We start from the raw sequence: 25,684 nt of genomic DNA on the forward strand, positions 1-25,684 counted from the left end.
CACGACCAACGGTCATTCGTCCGCTATAACACCACCAAGGACACAGAATCGCCGCCGATATTTGCCACATAGCCATGGGAGCCGTCTGGAGCCACCACCACTGCGCGTGGCTTGTTGAAGCCGGCGTATGTGCCGATCAACTGCCGCGAGCGCGTGTCGATAATGCCCAGTAGGTCGCCGTCGGTCTGCGACACGTAGGCACGGTCGCGACCGCGTTCAAAGGCGATATGCAAGGGCCCGGATAACCCTGTCAGTCGCTGGGGGATGCCGTGATTCACGGTATTGCCGATCGTAACGCTGCCGCCTGTCCGGCTGACGATGTAGACCTCCGCCCCCCTGGGATTGTGGGCAATTGCACTGGGCGCCGAAGGGGTGTCGACGCTATCGATCAGGGTGTTGGTGTGCAGATTGAGAATCGACCAGTCAAAAAATGTTGCCACATGTGCGCGGTTGTTATCGGGGCTGATGACCACGTCAATCGGCTCGCGCACTGGAATCGAGGACAGGCGTTGATGGTTGGTGGTGTTGATCACCACCAGTTCTGATGCGCCTGTATCCGCCACATACAAGCGGGAACCGTTGGCGTTAAGAGTGATACCTGCGACCGTTGTAAACCCGGTGATGGTATCGATCAGCGTGTAATCCTGTGTGTTGTAAACGCGAATAGGCGTGTTGACCGCCACGCTGTTGTCCGTCACGTACAATCTTGGAGCGGTTGGATTGATCGCGATGTGCAAGGGCGTCCCTGGCACTGCGAAGTGGTGAATGACACGGTTGCGCAGTGTGTCGATTATCCAGATAGACGTGTCGCCAAACGCGCAGGCGACATACAGCAATTCTCCGTTCGGGCTCAGCACCATGGCGTTCGGCGCACGACCCACCGTAATAGTTGCAAAAACGCCGACGGTATTGGTGATCCTGTAGTGAGCGGTACGCAAGCGGATGGCCGAGGTCTTGTTGGCACTGCCGTTGAGCGATACCCGTACTTCAATCGTCAAGGTGCTTTGAGTCGGCAACGAACGCAGGTAATCGGCGGGTATCGTGACCTCCACGCGCCCGGCGCTGAATTGCGCGGCGGTCAGTGGTACGCCATCAAGCAGGGCAAGATTGGCTGCGCCCTTGAGATCGACCCATATCGCCTGCCCGACGCTTATGAACGGCCATGCAAGCATCAGCACGCTATTAAGCATGTTGGCTCTTACGATGCCGTTCGATGCCTGAGGCACGGTGACCAGATCCAGCATCTGCTCCTGGAAAGGGTCGATGGTCAAGGTTAAAAGCTGGGAGGCGGTGTCGGCACCGGCGCGGGTGACGATGTAGGACAACACAGCTTTTCGGCCCAGATTGGCGGAGATCACTTTGTTGCTCAGGATGAAATCCACATAGCCCTTCGCGGGGTCGCCTGGTCGCGCAGCAATGGTGGGCGTTCCTTGCCCGTGAGTGCCAACGAAACTCGGTTGAATATCGTCGCTGGCCAGCATCGGTGTGTAGCTTACTCGCAGTGTGCATATCGGCGGGTTCAGAACGTGTTGCGGGTTGAGCCTGGCGCTGTTCAATCCCGTGACTGTGCTCTCCAGCACCAGTGGCACCGGCAATTGCAGGCGACTGCCGACGGTGATCACCAGTGCCTTGGAGTAGCGGGTGCGCTGGCCCGGTTTTTCTACCCGATAATAAATGCGAGCCGAACCGTTGAGGTTGGCGAGAATGAACTGTCGTTGGATCACAAACGCCAACTCCTGCCCGACCCATGGTGGGGTGATGAGAAATGCATCGGGTGGGGCGCTGCCGCCGACTGCACTGCCTTCGCAATACAGAGTTACCGTGGCGTCTACAACGAAAGCAGCGTTAGCCGGGACTCTCACATCGGCATTGCCCAGGGATACGTCGGGGTCGAAGGTGAAACCGGGGGCAGGCGCTTGCAGTACTTCAGGCTGGGCCAGTGCGTCCAAGGGGTCGCCAATGCGCAATGACAAAATGTCAGAGGGGGGCCGTTGGCCGATATGGTTGATGAAGTAGTAGAGCATCAGTTCGCCGCCATCCAGTTGGCGGATGTCGCCGTCAGCGCTGTTGGGCAGTTCGAATACGATGCTGTCCTCGCCCGCCACTGCGACATACTCCCGATAGAATCGGTGGCCGTAGACGTTAGTGCCCTCTAATACCAACGTGACGCAATCAAACGGCTTTTGCCCTGTGTAGCTCGTGATCGTGACGATTACCGGGTCGGTCAAGGGGGGCAGGACGCCGCCGCTGGCGGCCGGCACTTGCGGCGCCGCAAGAGCGGTTTGCTCGGGGGTTCCCGTGACTCGGACGAAGGCGTTTTCAGAGGGCACGTTGGCCTGACCTGCGCGAACCCGTTCATAACTGAGTTCGATCATGGCGCCGATAAGCGCGCGTACATCGGCATTGGGCCACGGGACGTCGGTGAAGGTGGGTGTCGTCGACGTGATACTGACGGTGTAGGCTTTATCAACGTCGCCGCCGTCCAGCGCGCGCCCTCGAAGGGTCAGTCGAGCTTCGTCGCCCAATGCCCAGCCTTTGCCAGCAACAGCGAACCTGAGGGTTGCGTCTTTGCCTAGCAAGGCGTCCGCATCCAGCGTTCCTGTAGGTGCCTCGACAACGTGGGCAGGGTCCAGCAGGCGTTCGTTGGGATTAAGCCGCACTTCAATCAGTTGCGTCGGCGAGCGGCCCGGCGCGTGGTTGCCTACTTCATCGATGACATCGTAGGCGCAGGTCTGGTAGCCGCTGCCGATCTGCAGCCATGTGCCGTAATAAACCATGATTGAAATCGGCAGTGTGCCGCTGGCTTCGTTCTCGGTCACGGAATGCTCAATGATTTGCCCACCGATAATCAGGCGAATGCGATCACGAACCGCTCGGTGAGTAGTGGAAGGGCGGGTGAGGTCGGAGGGATAAAAGGGAATTCTCACCGCGACCCCGCGTTGGGCTGCGGCTGAATCGATCAAAAAATGTGCAGGTTGAGGGCGTGGCAGTTGTTCATTTACCCACGGCGGCTGTTGAATAAGGTCGTTGCCGGTTGGCGCTACGGTGTCGATCTTGAGAGTCAGGCGCTGGGTTTCTTCTGCACGCTGATCAGGGTGCGTCACCCGAAAAAACACAGGTCCTACCGCGCCCTCATCCAGTCGCGCCATGGATATGTGCAGGCTGATCGACTTGGCGTCGCGCGCCTCCTCCTTGCTGACGTTATGGTGATCGATCGGTACCAGCAAGTCGCCGCAGAACAGTTGGATAAGATCGCCTTCTACCTGACCGGCGTAGGTGCGCAAGATGCAAATCAGGCCGGGGCTGCCATGGTTCTCCAGCAACAGTTTGTACACGCCACCGGAGAAGCCCGCGACTGGCGTCGTCAGGCCAGGAATGTTGGGGGCTAGTTGCCTAACGCTAGGGCGCGCGGTCGGAACCGGAGTCATGCTTGACACCTCGTGCGGATGCTCGAATCACATGCGGATTGAACGCCGAACGAGGCAGCTAGGCTAACTGTGAGAAATGACAGTTGCGACAGACGGTACGGTCCCGCGTGGGAAGCCCGCTACGGCTGGCGATTCCATCGTCGGAACAAGGGTTCCGCCAAAAACAGCACAAACAATAAACGCATCACCTGCATCGCCGTCACCAGCGGCACTGACAGTTGCAGGGTTTCGGCCGTAAGACTCATCTCGGCAATGCCACCCGGCATCATGCCCAGGGTCAGCGAGCGCAGGTCCAAGTGGGTGAGGGCGCTCAGGCCCACGGCGGCCAAGGTCGCCAGCGCCATGGTCAGAGCGGTGCCGACTAAAGTACGAGCCATGAACGACGGCGCGCGGCGGAAGAACTGGCGGTTGAAATGGCAACCCAGTCCACTGCCGATCAGCCATTGGCCGATTTGGCTGCCGCCGTCGGGCAGGCCGATATGCAAATCCCAGACAACGCTGGCGGTCGCACTGACCAATAACGGGCCGAACAACCATGGGTTTGGCTGACGCAGGCGCTGCCAACCCCAGGCCACCAGAGCCCCCAGCGGAAACAGCAACGCCAGCCACGCCCAACTCACCGGTGCCGGATGAAACTGCGGCGCGCCGCCCCCCAGCACATACTTGAAGATCGCCGGTACGCACAGCACCACCGCCAGCACGCGCAGGCTCTGCCCCGCCGCGACACGGCTGAGCACCGCGCCGTTGCGTGCGCCGAGGTTGACCATCTCACCGGACCCGCCCGGCATGCTGGAGAAAAACGCGGTGGCGCGGTCTTCACCGCTACGGCGCATCAGCCACACGCCCACCACGCTCGACAGGCTGGTGACCAGCGCGCCGAAGAAGATCAGGCCGAAGTGGCTCATCACCTGCTCAATCACCACTGGGGTGAAGTGCAGGCCGATGCCGATCCCCACCACCCATTGGCCGCATTTACGCCCGCCGGGAATCTCCGCCAACTGCCAGGGCGTGAGGCAACGCACCAGAATGATCGCCAGCAACGAGCCGACCATGTACGGCAATGGCCAGCCGATCAGGCTGGCCAGGTAACCGCCGGCCAGGCCGACCAGCGGTGTTCCCCACCAATGTTTAAGGGTGACCTCAGACATTGGCCACAGCGCGGCGCTGTTGGGCGCGTTTGCGCCAGATCCGCAGCAGCGGCACGAACAGCATGATCGCGGTCAGTACCCAGACGCCAAAGGTGATTGGGCTCGACCACAGAATCTCCAGCGCACCGTTGGAGATCGACAGCGCACGGCGCAGGTTCTGCTCCATCAGGCCGCCGAGGATAAAGCCCAACAGCACCGGCGACAGCGGGAAGTCCAGCTTGCGCAGGATGTAACCGAAGATGCCGATCCCGACCATCAGGAACAGGTCGAAGGTGGTGGCATGCACCGCGTACACACCGATCGCGGTGATGATGGCGATCACCGGCACCAGCGCCCAGTTCGGCACCGCGAGGATGCGCGTGAAGATCCGGATCATCGGGATGTTGAGGATCACCAGCATGATGTTGGCGATAAACAACGAAGCGATCAGGCCCCAGACAATGTCCGGTTGCTGTTGGAACAGCAGCGGGCCGGGGGTGATGTTGTACAGCGACAGCGCGCCGATCATCACTGCGGTGGTGCCCGAGCCAGGTACGCCCAGGGTCAGCATCGGCACCAGAGCGCCGCAGGCGGATGCGCCGATTGCGGTTTCCGGGGCGGCGAGGCCGCGCATGTCGCCCTGGCCGAACTTGCCGCTGGCACCAGCCATGCGTTTCTCGGTCATGTAGGCCACGGCCGAGGCCAGCGTTGCACCGGCGCCCGGCAACACGCCCATGATGAAGCCCAGCAGGCCGCAACGGATATTCACCACGAATACCGACGCCGCTTCCTTGACGTTGAACATCATGCGCCCGGTGGCCTTGACCGCTTCCTGGCCACGGTGGGTTTTTTCCAGCAGCAACAGGATCTCGCTGATGGAGAACAGGCCCAACACCAGTACGACGAATTGGATGCCGTCGGTGAGGTGGATGTTATCGCCGGTAAAACGGTACACGCCGCTGTTGGCATCGATGCCGACCGCCGACAGGAACAGGCCGATCAACGCCGCGACGAAGGTCTTCAACGGCTTGTCACCGGCCATGCCGCCCAGGCAGACAATCGCGAACACCATCAGTACGAAATATTCCGCCGGGCCGAAGGCAATCGCCCATTTGGCCAGCAGCGGCGCAAACAGCACCATGCCGCAGGTGGCGATGAACGCACCGATGAACGAACTCCACGCCGACAAAGACAGCGCCACACCGGCCAGGCCTTTGCGGGCCATCGGGTAGCCGTCGAGGGTGGTCATTACGGTGGAAGCTTCGCCCGGGATGTTAAGCAGGATCGAACTGATCCGGCCGCCGTATTCGCAGCCCAGGTACACCGCCGCCAGCAGGATCAGCGCCGATTCCGGCGGCAGGCCCAGGGCGAACGCGATGGGGATCAACAGCGCCACGCCGTTGATCGGGCCCAGGCCCGGCAGCAGGCCGACCACGGTGCCGATCAACGTGCCGCACAGCGCGGTCACCAGGTTGTAAGGGGACAGCGCCACGCCAAAGCCCTGGCCCAAGTAGCCAAAAGTATCCATATCAGTTCTCCAGAACGTCGAGCAGGCCAAGGGGCAACGGCACATCCATGACTTTATCGAACAGCAGGTACAAACCGATGGCCATCAGGGAGACGATCACCACGCTGGGCATCCAGCGGCCGCCGTACAGGCGCGCCATCGGGATGCCGATCAGCATGCTGCTGAGGATGAAGCCCAGCGGTTCGAAGGTAGCGGCGAACACAATCAGCAGCACCACGCAGAGGCTGATCTTGATCAGGGTTTCGCGATCCAGCGCCGGTTCTTCTTCGGTGTGCTTGGTGGCCTGCGGGCGAATCAGCATGTAGATCAGCGCCAGGCTCATCAGCCCGAGGATCAGCAGCGGGTAGGCGCGGGGCCCTACCGGCTCGTAGGAAAACGACGCCTGATAGGGCCAGGCCATCAGCGCCAGACCGGCACAGGCCAGCAGCAGCGCGGCCGCGAATATGCGTTGTAAGAGCATGTTGAACTCCTGGGCCATGCCTGGGGTTTACCAGGCATGGCCGCGCGACAGAGGGGGCGATTACTGGATCAGGCCGAACTCTTTGGCCAGCACTTTGTAGTCAGCCACCTGTTTCTTCACATAGGTGTCCAGCTCCGGGCCGGTCATGGCGAACGGGAACAGCTCGCGCTGGTCACGCAGCTTGGCGAACTCTTCGGAGGCCAGCAGTTTGTCGAACGCGTCTTTCCACCAGGCGTACTCGGCATCGCTGACTTTTGGCCCGAGGTAGAAGCCGCGCACCACTGGCCACACGATGTCGTAGCCTTGCTCTTTGGCGGTCGGGATATCCTTCATTTCCGGCTCGTTCAGGCGCTGCTCGGAGAACACCGCCAGCAGACGCATGTCGCCGCTGAGGATGTGCGGCATGGAGTCGGAGATGTCGGTACTGCCCACTTGAATATGACCACCAAGCAGGGCCGTGGCGATTTCACCGCCGCCTTCGAGGGCCACATAGCGCAGCTCGCGCGGGTTGATCCCGGCGGCTTTGGCGATCAGGGCGGTTTGCATCCAGTCCTGGCTACCGACGGTGCCGCCGGAACCGATCACCACGCTGCCCGGATCTTTCTTCAGGGCTTTGACCAAATCATCGAGGGTCTTGTAGGGCGAATCGCTTTTTACCGCGATGGCGCCGTAACTGGTGCCGACCGCGGCCAGCCAACGTACGGCGCTTTCATCGAAACGCCCGAACTTGCCCTGAGCCAGGTTCAGCAGCGAGCCGCTGGACCAGGCCACCAGCGTACCGGCATCCGCCGGACGCTGTGCGACCACGGCGTTGTAGGCCACCGCGCCGACGCCGCCGGGCATGTAGGTCACGCGCATCGGTTTGCTCAGCAGTTTCTCGTTGACCAGTGCGCTTTGCGCCAGTTTGCAGGTCAGGTCGAAACCGCCGCCGGGGGAGGCCGGGGCGATGCATTCCGGGCGCTTGGGCTCGTCAGCGGCCAGCAGTTGGCCGGCGAACAACATGCAGCCGGCGGTGAGGGCCAATTTACGCAATGAAAGGGTCATGGGTGTCTCCGTCGTTTTTGTTATGAGGTTCTACTGCCAGGCACTACTTACCAGAGCGCGACGCTGTAGCTGACGAGCAGGCGCGTTTCATCCGATCCGCAGTCTTCGAAAAGGGCGGTTTGGCTGAGCGACGAAATAAAACCGGCAAGGGCGGTCTGGGTCGGGCGGGAAATACGAACAGGCGGGCAAGTCTGGGGCTGTGTCGACAGCATCGTGGTGCACTCCGGTATTGTTCTTATTTTTACGAAAACGCATCGAGGCGCTTTTCGGGCGCTGCGGATTAGGCAACTGGGTGGGCAAGACTCACCGTGAGCTGGATGCTAAAGGGCGAAGCTTTCACTAACCTTTCAGCCACCTTTCAATGTTTTCGGGCTTCACAGGGCACCGGGCGCCTGTAAACTCCCCGCCAAAGCGTGGCATCGACCACTCCTGAATGAGGCAGAAAACCATGCGTGTCCTTCTGGTTGAAGACCATTTGCAACTCGCCGACAGTGTGGCCCAAGCGCTCAAGAGCACGGGTTTGACCGTCGACGTGCTGCACGACGGCGTCGCCGCCGACCTGGCCTTGAGCAGCGAGGACTACGCGGTGGCCATCCTCGATGTGGGGCTGCCGCGCATGGATGGTTTCGAGGTGCTCGCACGTTTGCGAGCCCGCGGGAAAAATCTGCCGGTGCTGATGCTGACCGCGCGAAGTGACGTCAAAGACCGTGTGCATGGCCTGAACCTGGGCGCCGACGATTACCTGGCCAAGCCTTTTGAACTGACGGAACTGGAAGCACGGGTCAAGGCCCTGTTGCGTCGCAGCGTGCTGGGCGGCGAGCGCCAGCAAACCTGCGGCGTGCTGGTGTACGACTTGGACACCCGGCGCTTCACGTTGGGCGGCGAACTGCTGACATTGACCTCCCGTGAACAGGCGGTGCTCGAAGCGCTGATCGCGCGTCCGGGCCGGGTGATGAGCAAAGAGCAACTGGCCTCCCATGTGTTTGGCCTGGACGAGGAGGCCAGCCCCGATGCGATCGAAATCTACGTGCATCGCCTGCGCAAAAAACTCGATGGGCAACCGATCGCCATCGTGACGTTCCGCGGCCTTGGCTACCTGCTGGAAGCCCGCGATGCATAAGCCCAGCAGCCTGCGCTGGCGCCTGCTGTGGAACCTGGCGCTGTTGCTGGTGCTGTTGATGTTGGCCAGCGGCATGAGTGCCTACTGGAACGGTCGCGAAGCTGCCGATACCGCCTACGACCGTACGCTGCTGGCGTCGGCACGAACCATCGCGGCCGGCCTGACCCAGGTGGACGGCACTCTCAGCGCCAATGTGCCCTATGTGGCCCTGGACACCTTCGCCTACGACAGCGCCGGGCGCATTTACTACCAGGTCAACGACATCGATCAGAAGCTGATCTCCGGCTATGAGAACCTGCCCGGCCCGCCGCCCGGCACACCGCGTACCGATGATTACCCGGCCCTGGCGCGTTTCTACAACGCCAAGTACCAGGGCCAGGAAGTGCGCGTGGTCAGCCTGCTTAAAGCGGTTTCCGAGCCGAACATGAACGGTATGGCGGAAATCCGCGTGGCCGAGACCGACGAAGCAAGGGTCAGCATGGCCCGTAGCCTGATGGCCGATACCCTGCTGCGCCTGGGCATGCTCGCGGTCGGTGCGTTGCTGCTGGTGTGGTTTGCCGTGAGCGCCGCGCTACGCCCGCTGGATCGTCTGCGTAAAGCCGTGGAGGAGCGTCAGCCCGACGATCTGCGGCCGCTGCCATTGGTGGAGGTGCAGCATGAGTTTGGCCCGTTGGTCAGCTCACTCAACCACTTCACCGAGCGCCTGCGCGGGCAATTCCAACGGCAGGCGCAGTTTATCGCCGATGCGTCCCACGAACTGCGCACTCCACTGGCAGCACTCAAGGCCCGCCTGGAGTTGGGGTTGCGCGCCGAAGACCCGGCGACCTGGCGCAGCACCTTGGAAACCGCGGCTCAAGGCACTGATCGCCTGACCCATCTGGCTAATCAGTTGCTGTCCCTGGCGCGCATCGAGAACGGCGCCCGGGCGATTGCCGAAGGCGGCGCGCAGTTGTTGGATCTGAGCCAGTTGGCTCGCGAACTGGGCATGGCCATGGCGCCTCTGGCCCATGCGCGCGGCGTGGCCCTGGCGCTGGAAGCCGACGAGCCGGTGTGGCTGCGCGGCGAACCGACACTGTTGAACGAACTGCTGAGTAACCTGGTGGACAATGCCCTGGCGCACACGCCGCCTGGTGGCAACGTGATCCTACGGGTGATGGCGCCGGCGGTGCTGGAAGTGGAAGACGATGGCCCGGGCATCCCGCTGGATGAACGGGATCGGGTCTTCGAACGGTTCTATCGGCGTAGCCAGCAGGGTATGGGCTCGGGCCTGGGCTTGGCGATTGTCGGGGAAATCTGCCGGGCGCATCTGGCGCAGATCAGTCTGCATGATGGCAAGCGGGCAGGTTTGAAAGTGCGGGTAAGTTTTATCGCCGGTTGATTCAGTAGAACATCGACCGTGCTTCATCCAGTTCCGCACGCAGGCTGTCGCTGTAGGGGTCGACGCGCAGCTTTTTCATGGCAGGGATCTCGGAAACCACCACGTTTGCCAGGGGGTGACTGGTGCCGCGGTGGCAGTACAACACGGCGACTTGCACGAGATCAATGTAGTCGAGGCGGTCGGAGTCACGCTCGAAGTTCAGGTACTGCCCCGGCAGTTTTGCCAGCATTTCGGGAAAGTCCCAGCCACTGAGCAACTTATCGCCCAGCTTAGGATGGATGCTGTCGATCACATGATTGAGGCTAACCGGGTCTGCCAGCAGCTCGTAGTGGTCTTCGGCGTAGGTGAGGATCGGCAGCACGCCGATCTGGTGCACCAGGCCACCGAGTGCCGCCTGATCCGGCTTGAGCTGGCTGTGGCTGCGGCACAAGGCATAGCTCACGCCCGCCACTTCCAGGCTGCGGCGCCAGACATCGCGCATTTTCTGTTCGACGACTTCGGAGCGGGCGTGAAAGATCTGCTCCATCACCAGGCCAATCGCCAGGTTGCTGCTGTAATTGGTGCCCAGCCGCGTGATGGCGGTGTGCAGGTCGGTGACTTCCTGAGTGGCGCGCAGCAGCGGGCTGTTCACCACTTTGATCAGGCGTGCGGACAGGGCTGTATCGCGACCGATCACTTTGCTCAAATGGCTGATGCTGATTTCCGGGTCTTCGGCAGCCTGACGAATCTTAAGGGCCACTTCCGGTAATGTCGGCAGAACCAGGTCATCGTTATCGATAGCCTTGACCAAAGCCTGTTGGACTTTTTCCGCCAGCTTGTTCATTCATGATCTCTAGGGTGTTGCAAAAAAGTATGACGACTAGCGTTGGATCTCTCGATCACGGTCGAGGGTATAAGGCAAGTCAAGCAGTCGCAGACCTGGGCCTTCAAGCGTGCCTAAATGCACATCGCCACTATCGGCAGCTTCGGCTTGCAATACGGCCAGAAGTTCAATGACCTGGTCAGCTTTTGCTGCGATCACCACTTCACCGATCGAGCTGCTGTGGCTCGGCGAAAACAGAGGAGTGCCTGGCTCGGGCATTTGCGCCGAATCAAGGCTTAAGCGGTACAAGCGGCGCTTGAGTTTGCCCAGGTACTGCATACGCGCGACGATTTCCTGGCCGGTGTAGCAGCCTTTTTTGAAACTCACACCGCCCACGGCTTGCAGGTTGAGCATTTGCGGGATGAACAGTTCACGAGTTTGCGGCATGACTTGGCCGATACCGGCGCGAATCTGGCCCAGCAGCCATTCATTCAAATCAGCTTGATCAAGGGTTTCACTCAATTGGGCTTTGACGGCGTCGGCTCGATCCGAGGGTACCCAGAGTTCGCTGCGGTCGGGTGAGACCCGAATCGCGATCAAGTACTCGTTGCGGGCTACGCTATCGGTCTCGGCCGGCAGCTCAAGCCCGAGGTTGGCCAGGGCCGAATTCGCATTCACCAGACCGAAACGGGACCAGGCGGCACTTTCGTCGGTCAGCTTGGACTTGGAGAACACCGCGTATTTTTTCAGGTCGGCCAGTTGCGGCTCCAGTAGCTCGCTGGCCATGGCCAGCAACACGCCGTCACCTTGCAACAAGATGCGAAAGCTCGACTGCATGCGCCCTTTTTGAGTGCAGCGCGCGCCCAGGCTGGCTTGGGTATCACTCAGGTAATTGAGGTTGCAGGTCAATTGGCCTTGCAGGAATTTAGCAGCATCGGCGCCGCGGACGGCGAGGACACCTTCGTGGATCAGGGGGCAGAAGAAAGCAGAGTCAGCCATGGTTCATCGCAGGTCAAAAAGTCATGGGTGCATCATAGAGGGGCGCCCGGCAAATGGATAGTTTCCGTAGGGGCGACCAAAGCCGACTGTTCCACTGCTGTCGGGCCTGTATACTTGCGCTCTATTTGAGGAGCGCTCCATGGTCGAAGATGTAGAACTCAATCGCCTCTACTGGCACAGCCGTCGCGGCATGCTTGAGCTGGATGTATTGCTGGTGCCTTTCGTCAAAGAGGTTTATTCCACCCTTAATGAAGTGGACCGCAAGGTGTATGTGCGTCTGCTGGAGTGCGAAGACCAGGATATGTTCGGCTGGTTCATGGAGCGCGCCGAGTCGGACGATCCGGAACTGCAGCGTATGGTTCGGATGATTCTGGACCGTGTCCAGCCCAAGTAATCGCTTTGAATGTCGCTGGCGGCCGTCACGGCGGCTGCTGGTGGCGTATCTTTTCGCCCAACTGTTCGCATTGGGTGCGTTGGCATTGATTGATCTCGCTTTCTCAACTCTGGCGATAGTGCTGTGTCTGGGGCATGCCGCCTGGGTTTTGCCGCGACACATTCTGTTGTCACACCGTTCGTCGATTCGAGGCCTGCGACGCGATGAGGACGGCTGGCAATTATTCGGTGAGCAGCGTGGCTGGCACGCCGTGCAGTTGCTCCCGGATAGCTTGGCGTTGCCCCTGATCGTGGTGCTGCGATATCGGGTCAAGGGGCAGTGGTGGGCGCGTTCGATCTGTGTGCCCAAGGACGCGCAGGCGGCGGATACACACCGGCGCCTGCGGGTACGCTTGAAGTTCAGCCGGCGTAGGTGGCTGGCACCAGGATAGTGTCGCGGGCTTCGGGGAGCATCTGCGGGTAGTCGAGGGTGTAATGCAGGCCTCGGCTTTCCTTGCGTTCCATGGCCGAGCGGATCATCAGCTCGGCCACCTGAGCCAAGTTGCGCAGCTCGATCAGGTCACGGCTGACTTTATAGTTGCTGTAGAACTCGTCGATTTCATCCAGTAGCAACCGCACCCGATGTTGTGCCCGTTGCAGGCGCTTGTTGGTGCGCACGATGCCCACATAGTCCCACATGAAGCGCCGCAGCTCATCCCAGTTGTGGGCGATGATCACGTCCTCGTCCGAGTCGGTAACTTGGCTGGCGTCCCAGCGGGGCAGGGCGGCCGGCACCGGAATTCGCGGCAGTTGCTCAAGGATATCCACCGCCGCTGAGCGGGCATACACGAAGCACTCAAGCAGCGAGTTACTAGCCATGCGATTGGCACCATGCAGGCCGGTGAAGCTGGTTTCACCAATGGCATAAAGGCCGGGTACATCGGTGCGGCCATGCTGGTCAACCATCACGCCGCCGCAGGTGTAGTGCGCGGCCGGTACGACGGGGATCGGGCCTTTGGTGATATCGATATTGAAGGCCAGGCAGCGCTCGTAGACGGTGGGGAAGTGCGTCTTGATGAATGCCTCGGGTTGATGGCTGATGTCCAAGTAGACGCAGTCGATGCCCAGGCGCTTCATTTCATGGTCGATGGCGCGGGCGACGATATCGCGCGGGGCCAGTTCGGCGCGGGGGTCGAAGCGCTGCATGAAGCGTTCGCCGTTCGGCAGTTTCAAGTGCGCGCCTTCGCCGCGCAGCGCTTCGGTGATCAGGAAGCTCTTGGCCTGCGGGTGATACAGGCAGGTGGGGTGGAACTGATTGAACTCCAGGTTGGCCACTCGGCACCCCGAGCGCCAGGCCATGGCGATGCCGTCGCCGCAGGCACCGTCAGGATTGCTGGTATAGAGATAGACCTTTGCCGCGCCGCCCGACGCAAGAATGGTGAAGCGCGCGCCGTAGGTATCGACCTCGCCGCTGCTGCGGTTTAGAACGTAGGCGCCGAGGCAGCGCTCACCTTCCAGGCCCAGGCGCTTTTCGGTGATCAGATCGACGGCGACGCGTTGCTCCAGTAGTTCAATGTTGGGGCGTTGACGGGCCTGATCCAGCAATGTTCTGAAAATAGCCGCGCCGGTGGCATCGGCGGCATGGATGATGCGGCGATGGCTGTGGCCGCCTTCACGGGTCAGATGGAACTCGAAACCGCCGTCGTCGGCGCTGGCGTGTTCGTCACGGGTGAAGGGTACGCCTTGATCGATCAGCCATTGGATCGCTTCGCGGCTGTGCTCAACGGTGAAACGCACCGCGTCTTCATTACACAGCCCGCCACCGGCGTTGAGGGTGTCTTCGACATGGGACTGCACCGTATCGGTGTCATCCAGCACGGCGGCAACACCGCCCTGGGCCCAGAATGTCGAGCCATTGGCCAGGTCGCCCTTGCTCAGTACGGCGATGCGCAGGTGGCTGGGGAGGGTCAGGGCAAGACTTAATCCGGCTGCGCCGCTGCCAATCACCAGAACATCGTGTTGAAATTGTTGGCTCATTTGAAGGATTCCGCAAAAAGCGATCCAAGGACTAGTGGCGCTGACGGGACGCCTGGATCGGCGAATCAAAGGGTCACACGGCCCACTAGTATATAGAGGGGGGGAGCGGCACAATAGCCAGGCATTCGTGGCAATGTGAGATTACGGTGCGCGGCTTGGGTATAATCCGTCGGTTATTGAATTGGGAACTTTTTGCATAAGCCCCGACTCAATAGCAGGTTGCCCGAAAGCTGGGAAAACGTTGAGTTTATTGGCCCGTCGGGAGCATTGGACGCGTCAGGAAACCGACGACAAGATTATTCGCGCAGCCGGCGTTGCCCGCGCTGCGTTTTTCGTGTGTGCCAAATCAGTGCATGCCGGAAACTTGCTTGGAGGGGGAGAACTTTTGCGAAAAGTCCGAGTCTATGTTTGCAAGCCTGATCGTTTAGTTATGCAAGCCTCCTTCAAGTACAACGAGGAGTGTTCATGCTAACCCAGGAAGAGGATCAGCAGCTGGTCGAGCGCGTACAACGCGGCGACAAGCGCGCATTTGATCTGCTAGTGCTGAAATACCAGCACAAAATTCTCGGGTTGATCGTGCGATTTGTGCACGACACCCACGAAGCGCAGGACGTTGCACAGGAAGCCTTTATCAAGGCGTACCGTGCACTCGGTAATTTTCGCGGTGACAGTGCGTTTTATACGTGGCTGTATCGCATCGCCATCAACACGGCGAAGAACTATCTGGTGTCTCGCGGACGCCGCCCACCAGATAGTGATGTTAGTTCAGAAGATGCAGAATTTTACGATGGTGATCACGGCCTCAAAGATCTCGAGTCGCCGGAGCGTGCATTGCTGCGCGACGAGATCGAAGGAACCGTTCATCGCACAATTCAGCAATTGCCAGAAGATTTGCGTACGGCGTTAACTTTACGTGAATTCGATGGTCTGAGTTATGAAGACATTGCGAGCGTCATGCAATGTCCGGTGGGGACTGTAAGGTCACGGATTTTCCGGGCCCGGGAAGCCATCGACAAAGCCTTGCAACCGTTGTTGCAGGAAAACTAAAGACAGCGGCGACAGCCAAGAGAGGAACCGCCATGAGTCGTGATGCCCTGCAGGAATCGCTGTCCGCAGTGATGGATAACGAAGCGGATGAACTGGAACTTCGTCGAGTGCTCAACGCATTCGATGACGCCGAAACCCGTGATACCTGGTCTCGTTACCAAGTCGCTCGGGCGGTGATGCACAAGGATCTTCTAATCCCTCGTCTGGATATTGCTGCGGCCGTTTCTGCCGCGTTGGCTGATGAAGCCGTTCCGGCAAAAGCTGCCCGTGGTCCATGGCGTAGCCTGGGTCGCCTTGCAGTTGCTGCCTCGGTGACTGTCGCCGTGTTGGCGGGTGTTCGTCTTTACAATCAGGACGAAATTGCCGGTGCCGAATTGGCCCAGCAGACTCAGCAACCGGTCATGGCTGGCCCGCAAGTCAAAGGTCCGGCAGTGCTCGCAGGCTACAAGGAAAGCTCCGACGCCACCGGCCCTATGGCCAACGGTGTATTGCAGGGGCAATCCGGTTGGCAGGATCAGCGTCTCCCAGGATACCTGCGTCAACATGCACAGGAATCTGCCCTGAAAGGCACTGAAAGCGCTCTGCCATACGCTCGCGCCGCTAGTCTGGAAAATCGTTGAACCGCTAAGGAGCTCTATGCGCGCCATACCGCTCCTTACGCTTTTGCTCAGTGGTTGGTTTGTACTTCCCGCCCATGCCGATGAAGCCCAAGACTGGCTGAGTCGACTTGGGCGCGCAGAGCAACAGCAAAGTTTCGAAGGTACGTTCGTCTACGAACGTAACGGCAGCTTTTCCACCCATGACATCTGGCACCTTGCCCAGAATGGGCAAATCCATGAGCGGCTTTTGCAGCTTGATGGCTCTGCTCAGGAAGTTGTGAGAGTGGACGGCCGCACACAATGCGTAAGCGGCGCGTTAGTCGCCGGGCTTGGCAATTCTCGAGACGCCTCTTCCCGTGTGCTCGATCCGCAGAAACTCAATCAATTCTATGATCTGGCCGTGATAGGGAAATCCCGTGTTGCTGGCCGAAATGCTGTGATTGTGTCTATCACTCCTCGTGACCAATACCGTTATGGATTTGAACTGCATCTGGATCGTGAAACCGCCCTACCGCTCAAGTCCTTGTTGCTCAACGACCAAGGTCAGTTATTGGAGCGCTTTCAGTTCACCCGCTTGAATACGGCGATTTCGCCTGAAGATCGTAACTTGCAACCGAGCAAGGATTGCACGCCGGTCGCAGCGGTAAACAGCGACGAGTTAGAGATAGCACCAACCGAGGCGTGGCACTTGGAATGGTTACCGCCGGGGTTTCAGTTAACGAATTCCAGCGCGCGCGAGGATGCCCACACCAAAAACACCATCGACAGTTTGATGTATGAAGATGGTCTGGCAAGATTTTCGGTGTTTCTTGAGCCCATCAGTGATGGTGGTGTCACGGAAAACCGTACTCAGCTAGGACCCACTGTCGCGGTTTCCCGTCGCTTGAATACGGTTGACGGTGAAATGATGGTGACGGTTGTTGGAGAAATCCCTATCGGTACCGCCGAGCGTATTGCGCTGTCGGTGCGCGGTGAAAAAAAGGCAGCCGCTAAGCCTTTGCCGTGAGTTGTTAATTCTATGTTCATCCTGATCTTTCAATTTACAACCATGCACGCTTGGCTGCCGAGAGCATGAAATGTCTGGATCAGGATTTTCACTTGCAAAAATCTTCCATCTTTTTTATAGGTCAGAGTTTGTCGGCTCTGGCCTTGTTTTGTTCGCGGAACAAAAACGGCGGACGCAGTTTCCGGCGTTTCTTGAACCCTATCGCTCAACCTTGCTCGTTGTAACGGGAGCTGTATGTCGATACCACGTTTGAAATCCTACCTATCCATAGTCGCCACGGTGTTGGTGCTGGGTCAGGCTGTGACCGCGCAAGCGGCTGAGTTGCCTGACTTCACCCAACTGGTTGAGCAAGCCTCGCCTGCCGTGGTGAACATCAGTACCACGCAGAAGCTGCCAGATCGCAAAGTGTCGAACCAGCAGATGCCGGATCTTGAAGGCCTGCCGCCGATGTTGCGCGAGTTCTTCGAGCGTGGGATGCCACAACCGCGCGCCCCCCGGGGGGGCGGTGGTGGTCAGCGTGAAGCGCAGTCTCTGGGTTCGGGCTTCATCATTTCGCCGGATGGCTACATTCTCACCAATAACCATGTCATTGCCGATGCAGATGAAATTCTCGTACGCTTGGCTGATCGCAGTGAGCTCAAGGCCAAACTGGTTGGCACCGACCCACGCTCCGATGTGGCATTGCTGAAAATCGACGGCAAGGACCTGCCCGTGCTGAAGCTGGGCAAATCCCAGGATCTGAAGGCCGGCCAGTGGGTCGTCGCCATCGGTTCTCCATTTGGCTTTGACCACACCGTCACCCAAGGCATCGTTAGCGCCATCGGTCGTAGCCTGCCAAATGAAAACTACGTGCCGTTCATCCAAACCGACGTGCCGATCAACCCGGGCAACTCCGGCGGTCCGCTGTTCAACCTGGCCGGCGAAGTGGTGGGTATCAACTCGCAGATCTATACCCGGTCCGGTGGATTCATGGGCGTATCGTTCGCTATCCCGATCGACGTGGCCATGGACGTTTCCAACCAGTTGAAAAGCGGCGGCAAGGTCAGTCGTGGTTGGTTGGGCGTAGTTATCCAAGAAGTGAACAAGGATTTGGCTGAATCCTTCGGCCTCGACAAGCCGGCGGGTGCGCTGGTCGCACAGATTCAGGATGATGGCCCGGCGGCCAAGGGTGGCCTGCAAGTGGGTGACGTGATTCTGAGCATGAATGGCCAGCCAATCGTAATGTCCGCCGATCTGCCCCATTTGGTGGGCGCACTCAAGGCCGGCAGCAAAGCCAAGTTGGAAGTGATTCGTGGCGGCAAGCGCCAGAACGTTGAGCTAACTGTCGGTGCGATTCCTGAAGAAGGCGCCACCCTCGATGCCCTGGGCAACACCAAGCCAGGCGCCGAGCGCAGCAGCAACCGTCTGGGGATTGCCGTAGCCGAACTGACGGACGAGCAGAAAAAAGCCTTCGACCTCAAGAGCGGTGTAGTAATTAAAGAAGTGCAGGATGGACCTGCTGCGTTGATTGGCCTGCAGCCGGGCGATGTGATCACTCACCTGAACAATCAGGCGATCGACAGCACCAAGCAATTCACTGATATCGCCAAAGCATTGCCGAAGAATCGTTCGGTGTCGATGCGCGTACTGCGCCAGGGACGCGCCAGTTTCATCACCTTTAAACTGGCCGAGTAACCTGCCAGCTCAATAAAAAGCCCCGCGTTCGTTTGACGAAGGCGGGGCTTTTTTGTGGGGGATGGTTTAGCTCATCATGCCTTTGACCAAGCGTTCCTGCTCGATCAACTCACGCTGGCGTGCATCGATACGTGATGACAGTGGAAAGTTGTTGCCGGCCCTTCGCTTGGCAAAGTCCAGTTGCTGGATGGCCTGCTGGAAGTCGCCCACCAGCGCAAAGTATTCGGCACGGGCCTGGTGCAGGCCGATGATGTTGCCGGACAAGCCACGTGTTTCGGCGACCTGATACCACACATCTGGATCGTCCGGGCGCGATTTGAGCAGCCCATCCAGCGCCTTTTCCGCATCGGCGGTGCGATTCTGCTTGAGCAGCAGGTCAACCCGAACCTGATTCAACGGGTAGTTGCTTGGGTACTGGGTCAACATCCTGTCGGTGCGTTGCTGGGCGTCGGGCAGGCGGTTGTTGATGATGTCCAGTTCGATCTGCGCCAGGTTGTAGGTGATGTCGTTGGGCGCCTTGGCCAGCAGCGGCGCCAGGTTCTCCCGGGCTTCCTTGAGTTGCGTGCCTTTGATCTGGGCGATGGCCAGGCCGTAGCGCGCCACGTCGTTTTTCGGGTTTTCGTCGAGTTGCGCTTGGAAGCGTTTGGCGGCGAGGCCAGGGGTGTCTTCGTATCTCAATTGCACGCGCGCACGTATCAATTGGTAGCGCAGGCTGTCTTCCTTGCCGCCTGGCTTAGCCTGTTCGGCCCGGTTACGGGTGTCGGCGATCCGAGACTCTGTCACAGGGTGGGTCAGCAGGAATTCCGGCGGTTTGGCATCGAAGCGGTACTGGCGCATCAAACGCTCGAACATGGTCGGCATGGAGCGCGGGTCGTAACCAGCTTTTTCGAGGTTGACGATGCCGATGCGGTCCGCCTCTTGTTCGTTTTGCCGGGAGAAACGGCGCTGCTCCTGGATCGCGGCGGCCTGGGTGCCGGCAATCGCGGCAATGCCAGCATCGCCTGCGCCCGCTGCCGCCGCAATGATGCCACCCAGCAGCGCAGCCATCATCGGCACTTGCATGCGCTGTTGGGCTTCAACGCCTCGTGCGAAGTGGCGCTGGGACAAGTGAGCCAATTCGTGGGCTAACACCGAGGCGTATTCCCCTTCGGTCTGGGCATTGAGGAACAGTCCACCGTTGACCCCGACAATTCCGCCTGGTGCGGCAAATGCGTTCAGTTGTGGGCTGTTGATCAGGATGAACTCCAGACGTCGGTCGTTGACCTGGCTGGTCTCCACCAGTTTGTAAACGCTGGTCTCGACATAATCCTTGAGTTGCGGGTCGTTGAGTTGCGACACCTGGCCCCGCAAGTACGCCAGCCAAGCGCGGCCCAGTTGGTACTCCTGCTGCGGCGAGACAATGGCAGAACTGGCGTCGCCCAGCGACGGCAGGTCATCGGCGAAGCCTGGGGAGGCCAGCAGGCAAGCCAGCGTCAGCAGGGTAGGGCGCAAAAAATTCATGCACAGGGCCTTTCGACAAAGAGCTTACTGTAGCCGGACACTGAGCTTCGGACCAGATATTCTAAGCACCCCGAACGCTTGACCCGGAGTAAACCCATGACCGACACCGTCGCCTTTGATGCTGAACTCGATGCGAGCGGGCTCAATTGCCCGTTGCCCTTGCTCAAGGCCAAGTTGGAGCTCAATCGATTAGCCAGCGGTGCGGTACTCAAAGTGATTGCCACCGATGCAGGCTCCCAGCGCGATTTCCGCACATTTGCCAAACTGGCCGGGCACACCCTGTTGCACGAAGAAGACGCTGCCGGTGTGTACCGTTACTGGTTGCGCAAGGCCTGAACCGTTTGTTCCCACAGCCCGAGGTTGATTGATGTTCAAAGTGTTACGTGACTGGGTTCAGCGCTACTTCTCCGATGAAGAAGCGGTGGTGCTGGCGGTCTTGTTGTTCCTCGCCTTTACGGCGGTATTGACCTTGGGTGGCATGCTGGCCCCGGTGCTAGCGGGCATGGTGTTGGCGTATCTGATGCAGGGATTGGTGACGACGTTGGAGCGCCTGCGCGTACCCGGCGGGGTAGCGGTTGGGTTGGTGTTCGCGTTGTTCATGGGCCTGCTGGTGGTGTTTATCGTGGTGGTGTTGCCATTGCTCTGGCATCAGCTGATCACGCTGTTCAACGAATTACCGGGGATGCTCGCCAAGTGGCAATCGCTGTTGCTCCTGTTGCCGGAGCGTTATCCCCATCTGGTATCGGACGAGCAGGTGCTGCAAGCCATCGAAGTGGCGCGCGGTGAAATTGGGAAATTCGGGCAATGGGCGTTGACGTTCTCCCTGTCCAGTCTGCCGTTGCTGGTCAACATCATGATCTACCTGGTACTGGTGCCGATCCTGGTGTTTTTCTTTCTCAAGGATCGCGTAATGATCGGTCGTTGGGTGCGTGGCTATCTGCCGCGGGAGCGGGCGTTGATTACCCGTGTGGCGCAGGAAATGAATCGACAGATCGCCAATTACATCCGTGGCAAGGTGATCGAGATCTTTATTTGTGGCGGTGTGACCTATATCGCCTTCATCGCTTTGGACCTCAACTATGCCGCGTTGCTGGCATTGCTGGTCGGCGTGTCGGTGGTGGTGCCGTATGTGGGCGCGGTGGTGGTGACTGTGCCGGTGACATTGATCGCACTGTTCCAGTGGGGCTGGAGTGATCAATTCATCTACCTGATGGCGGTGTACGGGATCATCCAGACCCTGGACGGCAACGTACTGGTGCCGCTGCTGTTTTCCGAAGCGGTCAACCTTCACCCGGTGGCGATTATCTGCGCGGTGCTGTTGTTTGGTGGGTTGTGGGGGTTCTGGGGAGTGTTCTTTGCGATACCCCTGGCCACGCTGTTCAAGGCCGTGCTGGATGCCTGGCCGCGACAGGAACCGGTGGTGGCGCCGCTGTTGTAGGGGCGAGCTAGCCCGCCCCGCAGCGTTTGTTCAGGCCTTGTTCAAGGCTTGGGCGGCGGCCAGGACGGCATCTACATGGCCTGGCACTTTGACGCCCCGCCATTCCTGGCGCAGCACGCCATCTTTGTCGATCAGGAAGGTGCTGCGATCCACACCCAGGTATTCCTTGCCATACAGCTTTTTCAGCTTGATCACATCAAACAGCTGGCAGACTGCCTCATCTTTGTCGCTGATCAGCTCAAAGGGGAACTGCTGCTTGGCCTTGAAGTTCTCGTGGGACTTCACGCTGTCGCGCGACACGCCGAATACTTCCGTATTGGCTGCCTGGAACGCCGCGTGCTGGTCACGAAAACCCTGGCCCTCGGTGGTGCAGCCTGGTGTGCTGTCCTTCGGATAGAAGTAGATCACCACTTGCTTGCCCTTGAGGGCGGCCAAGCTGAAGGTCTGGCCACTGGTGGCCTGGGCTTCGAAGTCGGCTACGGGTTGGTCGATGACTACCGCCATGGGTACTTCCTTACATTGGGTTCTGTGGGCGCCACGGTTCGATCAGGGCGTCGAGGTTCAACGCATCGGCGAAATCCAGGAACTGATCGCGCAGCCAGCTGATCTGCACTCCGGCCGGCAAAGTGACGGTAAAGGTGGCATTGAGCATGGTGCCGCCGGTCTGGGGCGCCTGGTAGGTGTCGCACGTCAGGTTTTCCAGCTCGACGTTATGGTCGATGAAGAACTGGCACAGCTCATTGACGATGTCCGAGCGGTAGGCCGAACTGACGTAGGCAACGTATGGCAGGGCCTGTGGGCGATTCTCCAGAGCGGCACTGCGTACCACATTAACGGTGAAATCATGCTTCTTGGCCAGGCCCGGCAGACCGGTCTCAAGGCGCGCCAGGGCGTCCCAGCTCCCGGAGATCTGCAGCACCAGGGCGCTGCACTCGCCATGGCGAGTCAGCCGAGAGGTTACGACGGCGCAGCGGTTTTCATGGCTGGCGCGGCACAGGACGTTGGTCAGCTCCATGGGGTTGGCGCCGAGGGCACTGATAACAAGGAATTGTTCGCGAACTGTGGGGGTGGACATGCAGCCTTCCTAAAGCGATGAGCGGTCGATACCGAGATGGCCGTATCGATCAAAGGATCAAGGGTAGCGAAAAGCGTCGCCAAGGGCTAGGAGGTGGCGTTTTCATTGCGTCGTTCAGCGGTTTTCACTGCTCCTCAAACCGTGCTCTGGCCCGATGATGGCGTTGATCGATGTTTAGTTGCGTCAGAACGCATCCTCACGCGGTACTTCGCTTGTGCAAGCATCTTGGCGCCAGTACCATTACGGCTCTCTTTTTCCGGCAGGAGCGGTTGCATGATTGCGGGCAGTATGGTGGCACTGGTCACACCCATGGATGCACAAGGTCATCTCGACTGGGACAGCCTGGGCAAACTGGTGGACTTCCACCTGCAAGAAGGCACCAACGCGATCGTTGCGGTCGGCACCACGGGTGAATCGGCCACGCTCGATGTGGAAGAACACATCCAGGTCATCGAGTTCGTGGTCAAGCGCGTTGCCGGTCGTATCGCGGTCATCGCCGGTACCGGTGCGAATTCGACGCGTGAGGCGATCGAACTGACCAAAAACGCCAAGAAAGCCGGTGCCGATGCCTGCTTGCTGGTGACCCCGTACTACAACAAACCAACCCAGGAAGGCCTTTACCAGCACTTCCGCACCATTGCCGAAGCCGTCGACATTCCGCAGATCCTCTATAACGTGCCGGGCCGTACCGCCTGCGACATGAAGGCCGAGACCGTGATCCGCCTGTCCACCGTGCCGAACATCATCGGCATCAAGGAAGCCACTGGTGACCTGCAGCGCGCCAAGGACATCCTGGCCGGCGTGAGCAGTGACTTCCTGCTGTATTCCGGTGACGACGCCACCGCTGTCGAGCTGATCCTGCTGGGTGGCAAAGGCAATATCTCTGTGACCGCCAACGTGGCCCCTCGCGCCATGAGCGACATGTGCGCCGCCGCACTCGCCGGCGATGCCGACAAAGCCCGAGCAATCCACCAGAAGCTGATGCCGCTCAACAAAGAACTGTTTATCGAATCCAACCCTATTCCCGTGAAATGGGCTCTGTACGAGATGGGCATGATGCCGGACGGTATCCGTCTGCCGCTCACCCGCCTCAGCGAAGCCTGTCACGAACCGCTGCGACAGGCCCTGCGCCAGTCCGGCGTCCTGGTTTAATTGAGGAAGCACTACGCATGAAGCGATTGGCCGGACTTTCCGCACTTGCCTTGATTATCTCCAGCACCAGTGGCTGCGGTTGGATCTGGGGCCCGGAAGGCTACTTCCGTGACCGCGGCAGCGATTACCTGGAAGCCCAAGCAACCAAACCGATGCAATTGCCGCCGGACGTCAATGTCGCTAAGCGCCTTGACCCGTTGTTGCCGATTCCACGCAATGTTGCCGATGACACCACCAAAGGCGAGTACGTGGTGCCACGTCCACAGCCGATCGCGGCCGTGGCTGATGCCAGCGACTACAGCCTGCAAAAAAGTGGCGACTCGCGTTGGATCGTGGCGCAGCGCCCACCTGCCGAAGTCTGGCCGGTGGCGGTGCAGTTCTTCCAGGACAATGGTTTCCGCATTGACGAACAGCGCCCGCAGACTGGTGAATTCACCACTGCCTGGCAGCAGGGCAGCGAGTTGTCCGCCAGTATGGCCAAGCGCCTGCAGGCCGGCGGTGTTGCCTCCGGCAGCGAAACGCGCGTCCGTGTGCGCATTGAGCCAGGCGTGCAGCGCAATACCAGTGAAGTCTATGTGGTGAGCGCCGAGCGTCCTGCCGGCAGCACAGCCAACGTCGACTTCACCAACCGCTCGGTCAACACCGGCGTCGACTCGGCATTGGTCGATGAAATGCTGGCCAGCATGAGCCGTATTTCCGAGAAGGGCGGTTCGGTTTCCCTGCTCGCTGCACGAGATTACGACACCCCGAGCCGCGTCAGCCTCACCGAGGACGGCAGCGGTAACGTGGTGCTGAACCTGGGTGAAGACCTGGATCGTGCCTGGGCCAGCGTAGGTCGTGCATTGGAGCAAGGTCCATGGCGTGTGGAAGACATCAACCGCAGCCTGGGTCTTTACTACATCAACGTGGCCGAGAAAGCCGAGCGTAAAGACGACGAGCCGGGTTTCTTCGGCAAACTGTTCGGCAGCAAGCCGACCAAGGAAGAAGTCGAGACCCGCGCCGAGCGTTATCAGGTGCGTTTGAGCAAGGTTGGCGACGCCGTTCAAGTCACGGTCGAGAAGAACATCAACACCGTAGCGCCGGCTGAAACAGCGCGCAAAGTGTTGGGTGTGATTCAGGACAACCTGGGCTGATCCGATGCGTTTTGCCGTTCTCGGCAGCGGTAGCCAAGGGAACGGCACGCTCGTCGCCCATGACGACACCTATGTGCTGGTTGATTGTGGTTTCTCGTTAAGAGAAACCGAGCGCCGCCTGCTGCGCCTGGGGGTTCACCCTGCGCAGCTAAGCGCGATTCTGGTGACCCACGAACATGCCGACCATGTGCATGGCGTGGGTTTGCTGTCTCGGCGCTACAATCTTCCGGTGTATCTGAGTCGCGGTACCTTGCGCGGGATGCGCAAACCCATTGAGCCTGCGGGTTTCCTGGCCGGTGGCGAGACCTTTCGGATCGGTGCCTTGAGCATTGATGTGGTCGCCGTAGCGCATGACGCTCAGGAGCCCACGCAGTATGTATTCAGTGATGGCGAGCGACGTTTCGGTGTGCTCACCGACCTGGGTTCTTACTGCGCCAAGGTGCTTGACGGTTACCGTAATCTCGATGCCTTGATGATCGAGTCCAACCACTGCCGTGACCTGCTGGCTCGTGGTCACTACCCCTACTTTCTCAAGCAGCGGGTGGGCGGCGAACTGGGGCATTTGAACAACCACCAGGCGGCGTACCTGGTGTATGAGTTGGGCTGGCAAGACCTGCAACACCTGGTCCTGGCCCACTTGAGCAGCAAGAACAACCTGCCGATGCTTGCCCGGCAATGTTTTGTCGACACCCTTGGGTGCGACTCGGACTGGCTGCAACTGGCCGATCAAGATTCAGGGCTCGACTGGCGACATATCGCCTAGCC

25 protein-coding genes are annotated in these 25,684 nt (G+C 59.7%); 13 read left to right on the top strand and 12 right to left on the bottom strand.

Annotation, left to right across the window (positions count from 1 at the left end):
• Nucleotides 1-23 precede the first annotated feature (23 nt).
• The 6 genes from YA0848_RS02915 to YA0848_RS02940 form a co-directional block, all read right to left on the bottom strand.
• Nucleotides 24-3,428 carry a YncE family protein gene (locus YA0848_RS02915; RefSeq protein ID WP_169903306.1) on the bottom strand — a complete coding sequence of 1,135 codons (3,405 nt, stop codon included), beginning with the start codon at nt 3,426-3,428 and terminating at the stop codon, nt 24-26.
• Nucleotides 3,429-3,547: 119 nt separating this feature from the next.
• Entirely contained in the window at nt 3,548-4,576 is a 1,029-nt protein-coding gene (locus tag YA0848_RS02920; protein WP_034096382.1) for an AbrB family transcriptional regulator, read from the bottom strand.
• Complete coding sequence (locus tag YA0848_RS02925) at nt 4,569-6,083, bottom strand: tripartite tricarboxylate transporter permease (protein ID WP_034096383.1); 1,515 nt, start codon at nt 6,081-6,083, stop codon at nt 4,569-4,571. Before YA0848_RS02925 ends, YA0848_RS02920 begins: the two co-directional genes overlap by 8 nt.
• A 1-nt stretch (nt 6,084) precedes the next feature.
• Nucleotides 6,085-6,543 carry a tripartite tricarboxylate transporter TctB family protein gene (locus YA0848_RS02930; protein ID WP_034096384.1) on the bottom strand — a complete coding sequence of 153 codons (459 nt, stop codon included), beginning with the start codon at nt 6,541-6,543 and terminating at the stop codon, nt 6,085-6,087.
• 60 nt (nt 6,544-6,603) lie between these two features.
• Nucleotides 6,604-7,587 carry a Bug family tripartite tricarboxylate transporter substrate binding protein gene (locus tag YA0848_RS02935; protein WP_034096385.1) on the bottom strand — a complete coding sequence of 328 codons (984 nt, stop codon included), beginning with the start codon at nt 7,585-7,587 and terminating at the stop codon, nt 6,604-6,606.
• Nucleotides 7,588-7,634: 47 nt separating this feature from the next.
• Nucleotides 7,635-7,799 carry a hypothetical protein gene (locus YA0848_RS02940; protein WP_177449827.1) on the bottom strand — a complete coding sequence of 55 codons (165 nt, stop codon included), beginning with the start codon at nt 7,797-7,799 and terminating at the stop codon, nt 7,635-7,637.
• Nucleotides 7,800-8,035: 236 nt separating this feature from the next.
• Between YA0848_RS02940 and YA0848_RS02945 the strand changes: the two genes are divergently transcribed.
• Together YA0848_RS02945 and YA0848_RS02950 are read left to right on the top strand one after the other, a co-directional pair.
• The gene (locus YA0848_RS02945) at nt 8,036-8,707 is read left to right on the top strand and encodes a response regulator (protein ID WP_034096386.1); all 672 of its coding nucleotides are present in this window, start codon (nt 8,036-8,038) and stop codon (nt 8,705-8,707) included.
• The gene (locus YA0848_RS02950; protein WP_034096387.1) at nt 8,700-10,085 is read left to right on the top strand and encodes a sensor histidine kinase; all 1,386 of its coding nucleotides are present in this window, start codon (nt 8,700-8,702) and stop codon (nt 10,083-10,085) included. The genes YA0848_RS02945 and YA0848_RS02950 overlap by 8 nt, the downstream gene beginning before the upstream one ends.
• A gap of 1 nt (nt 10,086) precedes the next feature.
• On the opposite strand, the gene YA0848_RS02955 is transcribed toward YA0848_RS02950, so the two are convergent.
• Both YA0848_RS02955 and ygfZ read right to left on the bottom strand, forming a co-directional pair.
• Nucleotides 10,087-10,908: an HDOD domain-containing protein gene (locus YA0848_RS02955; protein ID WP_034096388.1), complete on the bottom strand. Its 822-nt coding sequence runs from the start codon at nt 10,906-10,908 to the stop codon at nt 10,087-10,089.
• 36 nt (nt 10,909-10,944) lie between these two features.
• The gene (gene ygfZ / locus YA0848_RS02960; RefSeq protein WP_034096389.1) at nt 10,945-11,886 is read right to left on the bottom strand and encodes a CAF17-like 4Fe-4S cluster assembly/insertion protein YgfZ; all 942 of its coding nucleotides are present in this window, start codon (nt 11,884-11,886) and stop codon (nt 10,945-10,947) included.
• Nucleotides 11,887-12,025: 139 nt separating this feature from the next.
• Between ygfZ and YA0848_RS02965 the strand changes: the two genes are divergently transcribed.
• Together YA0848_RS02965 and YA0848_RS02970 are read left to right on the top strand one after the other, a co-directional pair.
• A complete protein-coding gene (locus tag YA0848_RS02965) occupies nt 12,026-12,280 on the top strand; it encodes an FAD assembly factor SdhE (protein WP_034096390.1) in 255 nt (84 codons plus the stop codon).
• Nucleotides 12,264-12,710 carry a protein YgfX gene (locus YA0848_RS02970; protein ID WP_184316071.1) on the top strand — a complete coding sequence of 149 codons (447 nt, stop codon included), beginning with the start codon at nt 12,264-12,266 and terminating at the stop codon, nt 12,708-12,710. The genes YA0848_RS02965 and YA0848_RS02970 overlap by 17 nt, the downstream gene beginning before the upstream one ends.
• Here YA0848_RS02970 and nadB read toward each other — a convergent pair.
• Nucleotides 12,679-14,295, bottom strand: coding sequence for an L-aspartate oxidase (nadB, locus tag YA0848_RS02975; RefSeq protein ID WP_169903304.1), 1,617 nt, complete (start codon nt 14,293-14,295; stop codon nt 12,679-12,681). The genes YA0848_RS02970 and nadB overlap by 32 nt on opposite strands.
• 465 nt (nt 14,296-14,760) lie before the next feature.
• Here nadB and rpoE point away from each other — a divergent pair, with 465 nt between their 5' ends.
• The 4 genes from rpoE to YA0848_RS02995 all read left to right on the top strand — a co-directional run bounded on the left by rpoE (nt 14,761) and on the right by YA0848_RS02995 (nt 18,621).
• Nucleotides 14,761-15,342, top strand: coding sequence for an RNA polymerase sigma factor RpoE (rpoE, locus tag YA0848_RS02980; protein WP_003172477.1), 582 nt, complete (start codon nt 14,761-14,763; stop codon nt 15,340-15,342).
• Nucleotides 15,343-15,374: 32 nt separating this feature from the next.
• The gene (locus YA0848_RS02985) at nt 15,375-15,962 is read left to right on the top strand and encodes a sigma-E factor negative regulatory protein (RefSeq protein ID WP_034096393.1); all 588 of its coding nucleotides are present in this window, start codon (nt 15,375-15,377) and stop codon (nt 15,960-15,962) included.
• A gap of 16 nt (nt 15,963-15,978) precedes the next feature.
• A complete protein-coding gene (locus tag YA0848_RS02990) occupies nt 15,979-16,947 on the top strand; it encodes a MucB/RseB C-terminal domain-containing protein (RefSeq protein WP_169903303.1) in 969 nt (322 codons plus the stop codon).
• A gap of 234 nt (nt 16,948-17,181) precedes the next feature.
• Nucleotides 17,182-18,621 (top strand): DegQ family serine endoprotease, encoded by a 1,440-nt coding sequence (locus YA0848_RS02995; RefSeq protein WP_034096395.1) that lies wholly within the window; start codon nt 17,182-17,184, stop codon nt 18,619-18,621.
• A gap of 66 nt (nt 18,622-18,687) precedes the next feature.
• Here YA0848_RS02995 and YA0848_RS03000 read toward each other — a convergent pair whose 3' ends face one another.
• On the bottom strand, nt 18,688-20,121 hold the full coding sequence (locus YA0848_RS03000) for a M48 family metalloprotease (protein ID WP_034096396.1): 1,434 nt from the start codon (nt 20,119-20,121) through the stop codon (nt 18,688-18,690).
• Between the two features lie 96 nt (nt 20,122-20,217).
• Here YA0848_RS03000 and YA0848_RS03005 point away from each other — a divergent pair, with 96 nt between their 5' ends.
• Both YA0848_RS03005 and YA0848_RS03010 read left to right on the top strand, forming a co-directional pair.
• Entirely contained in the window at nt 20,218-20,457 is a 240-nt protein-coding gene (locus tag YA0848_RS03005) for a sulfurtransferase TusA family protein (protein WP_034096397.1), read from the top strand.
• 31 nt (nt 20,458-20,488) lie between these two features.
• The gene (locus tag YA0848_RS03010; protein ID WP_034096398.1) at nt 20,489-21,559 is read left to right on the top strand and encodes an AI-2E family transporter; all 1,071 of its coding nucleotides are present in this window, start codon (nt 20,489-20,491) and stop codon (nt 21,557-21,559) included.
• A gap of 30 nt (nt 21,560-21,589) precedes the next feature.
• On the opposite strand, the gene YA0848_RS03015 is transcribed toward YA0848_RS03010, so the two are convergent.
• Both YA0848_RS03015 and YA0848_RS03020 read right to left on the bottom strand, forming a co-directional pair.
• On the bottom strand, nt 21,590-22,063 hold the full coding sequence (locus YA0848_RS03015) for a peroxiredoxin (protein WP_034096399.1): 474 nt from the start codon (nt 22,061-22,063) through the stop codon (nt 21,590-21,592).
• Between the two features lie 10 nt (nt 22,064-22,073).
• Nucleotides 22,074-22,634 (bottom strand): glycine cleavage system protein R, encoded by a 561-nt coding sequence (locus tag YA0848_RS03020; protein WP_003189463.1) that lies wholly within the window; start codon nt 22,632-22,634, stop codon nt 22,074-22,076.
• A 273-nt stretch (nt 22,635-22,907) separates the two neighbouring features.
• Between YA0848_RS03020 and dapA the strand changes: the two genes are divergently transcribed.
• Genes dapA through YA0848_RS03035 form a run of 3 tightly spaced genes read left to right on the top strand, consistent with a single transcriptional unit; the run spans nt 22,908 to nt 25,682 of the window.
• Nucleotides 22,908-23,786, top strand: a complete 879-nt coding sequence (gene dapA / locus YA0848_RS03025; RefSeq protein WP_034096400.1) for a 4-hydroxy-tetrahydrodipicolinate synthase — start codon at nt 22,908-22,910, stop codon at nt 23,784-23,786.
• Nucleotides 23,787-23,803: 17 nt separating this feature from the next.
• The gene (gene bamC / locus YA0848_RS03030; protein ID WP_034096401.1) at nt 23,804-24,919 is read left to right on the top strand and encodes an outer membrane protein assembly factor BamC; all 1,116 of its coding nucleotides are present in this window, start codon (nt 23,804-23,806) and stop codon (nt 24,917-24,919) included.
• 4 nt (nt 24,920-24,923) lie between these two features.
• Complete coding sequence (locus tag YA0848_RS03035) at nt 24,924-25,682, top strand: MBL fold metallo-hydrolase (protein ID WP_184316069.1); 759 nt, start codon at nt 24,924-24,926, stop codon at nt 25,680-25,682.
• Nucleotides 25,683-25,684 lie beyond the last annotated feature (2 nt).

Source organism: Pseudomonas sp. S4_EA_1b (genome assembly GCF_016307435.1).
GTDB classification, from domain to species: domain Bacteria; phylum Pseudomonadota; class Gammaproteobacteria; order Pseudomonadales; family Pseudomonadaceae; genus Aquipseudomonas; species Aquipseudomonas rhodesiae.

Bases quoted from the DNA above. Each gene is read 5' to 3' on its own strand.
- YA0848_RS02985 (WP_034096393.1), top strand. From the start codon at position 15,375: ATGAGTCGTGATGCCCTGCAGGAATCGCTGTCCGCAGTGATGGATAAC.
- nadB (WP_169903304.1), bottom strand. From the start codon at position 14,295: ATGAGCCAACAATTTCAACACGATGTTCTGGTGATTGGCAGCGGCGCA.
- YA0848_RS02940 (WP_177449827.1), bottom strand. From the start codon at position 7,799: ATGCTGTCGACACAGCCCCAGACTTGCCCGCCTGTTCGTATTTCCCGC.
- YA0848_RS03005 (WP_034096397.1), top strand. From the start codon at position 20,218: ATGACCGACACCGTCGCCTTTGATGCTGAACTCGATGCGAGCGGGCTC.
- YA0848_RS02990 (WP_169903303.1), top strand. From the start codon at position 15,979: ATGCGCGCCATACCGCTCCTTACGCTTTTGCTCAGTGGTTGGTTTGTA.
- YA0848_RS03035 (WP_184316069.1), top strand. From the start codon at position 24,924: ATGCGTTTTGCCGTTCTCGGCAGCGGTAGCCAAGGGAACGGCACGCTC.
- YA0848_RS02930 (WP_034096384.1), bottom strand. From the start codon at position 6,543: ATGCTCTTACAACGCATATTCGCGGCCGCGCTGCTGCTGGCCTGTGCC.
- YA0848_RS02935 (WP_034096385.1), bottom strand. From the start codon at position 7,587: ATGACCCTTTCATTGCGTAAATTGGCCCTCACCGCCGGCTGCATGTTG.
- YA0848_RS02945 (WP_034096386.1), top strand. From the start codon at position 8,036: ATGCGTGTCCTTCTGGTTGAAGACCATTTGCAACTCGCCGACAGTGTG.
- YA0848_RS03020 (WP_003189463.1), bottom strand. From the start codon at position 22,634: ATGTCCACCCCCACAGTTCGCGAACAATTCCTTGTTATCAGTGCCCTC.
- YA0848_RS03010 (WP_034096398.1), top strand. From the start codon at position 20,489: ATGTTCAAAGTGTTACGTGACTGGGTTCAGCGCTACTTCTCCGATGAA.
- YA0848_RS02965 (WP_034096390.1), top strand. From the start codon at position 12,026: ATGGTCGAAGATGTAGAACTCAATCGCCTCTACTGGCACAGCCGTCGC.
- YA0848_RS03000 (WP_034096396.1), bottom strand. From the start codon at position 20,121: ATGAATTTTTTGCGCCCTACCCTGCTGACGCTGGCTTGCCTGCTGGCC.
- YA0848_RS03015 (WP_034096399.1), bottom strand. From the start codon at position 22,063: ATGGCGGTAGTCATCGACCAACCCGTAGCCGACTTCGAAGCCCAGGCC.
- YA0848_RS02920 (WP_034096382.1), bottom strand. From the start codon at position 4,576: ATGTCTGAGGTCACCCTTAAACATTGGTGGGGAACACCGCTGGTCGGC.
- ygfZ (WP_034096389.1), bottom strand. From the start codon at position 11,886: ATGGCTGACTCTGCTTTCTTCTGCCCCCTGATCCACGAAGGTGTCCTC.
- YA0848_RS02955 (WP_034096388.1), bottom strand. From the start codon at position 10,908: ATGAACAAGCTGGCGGAAAAAGTCCAACAGGCTTTGGTCAAGGCTATC.
- YA0848_RS02925 (WP_034096383.1), bottom strand. From the start codon at position 6,083: ATGGATACTTTTGGCTACTTGGGCCAGGGCTTTGGCGTGGCGCTGTCC.
- YA0848_RS02950 (WP_034096387.1), top strand. From the start codon at position 8,700: ATGCATAAGCCCAGCAGCCTGCGCTGGCGCCTGCTGTGGAACCTGGCG.
- bamC (WP_034096401.1), top strand. From the start codon at position 23,804: ATGAAGCGATTGGCCGGACTTTCCGCACTTGCCTTGATTATCTCCAGC.
- dapA (WP_034096400.1), top strand. From the start codon at position 22,908: ATGATTGCGGGCAGTATGGTGGCACTGGTCACACCCATGGATGCACAA.
- YA0848_RS02915 (WP_169903306.1), bottom strand. From the start codon at position 3,428: ATGACTCCGGTTCCGACCGCGCGCCCTAGCGTTAGGCAACTAGCCCCC.
- YA0848_RS02995 (WP_034096395.1), top strand. From the start codon at position 17,182: ATGTCGATACCACGTTTGAAATCCTACCTATCCATAGTCGCCACGGTG.
- rpoE (WP_003172477.1), top strand. From the start codon at position 14,761: ATGCTAACCCAGGAAGAGGATCAGCAGCTGGTCGAGCGCGTACAACGC.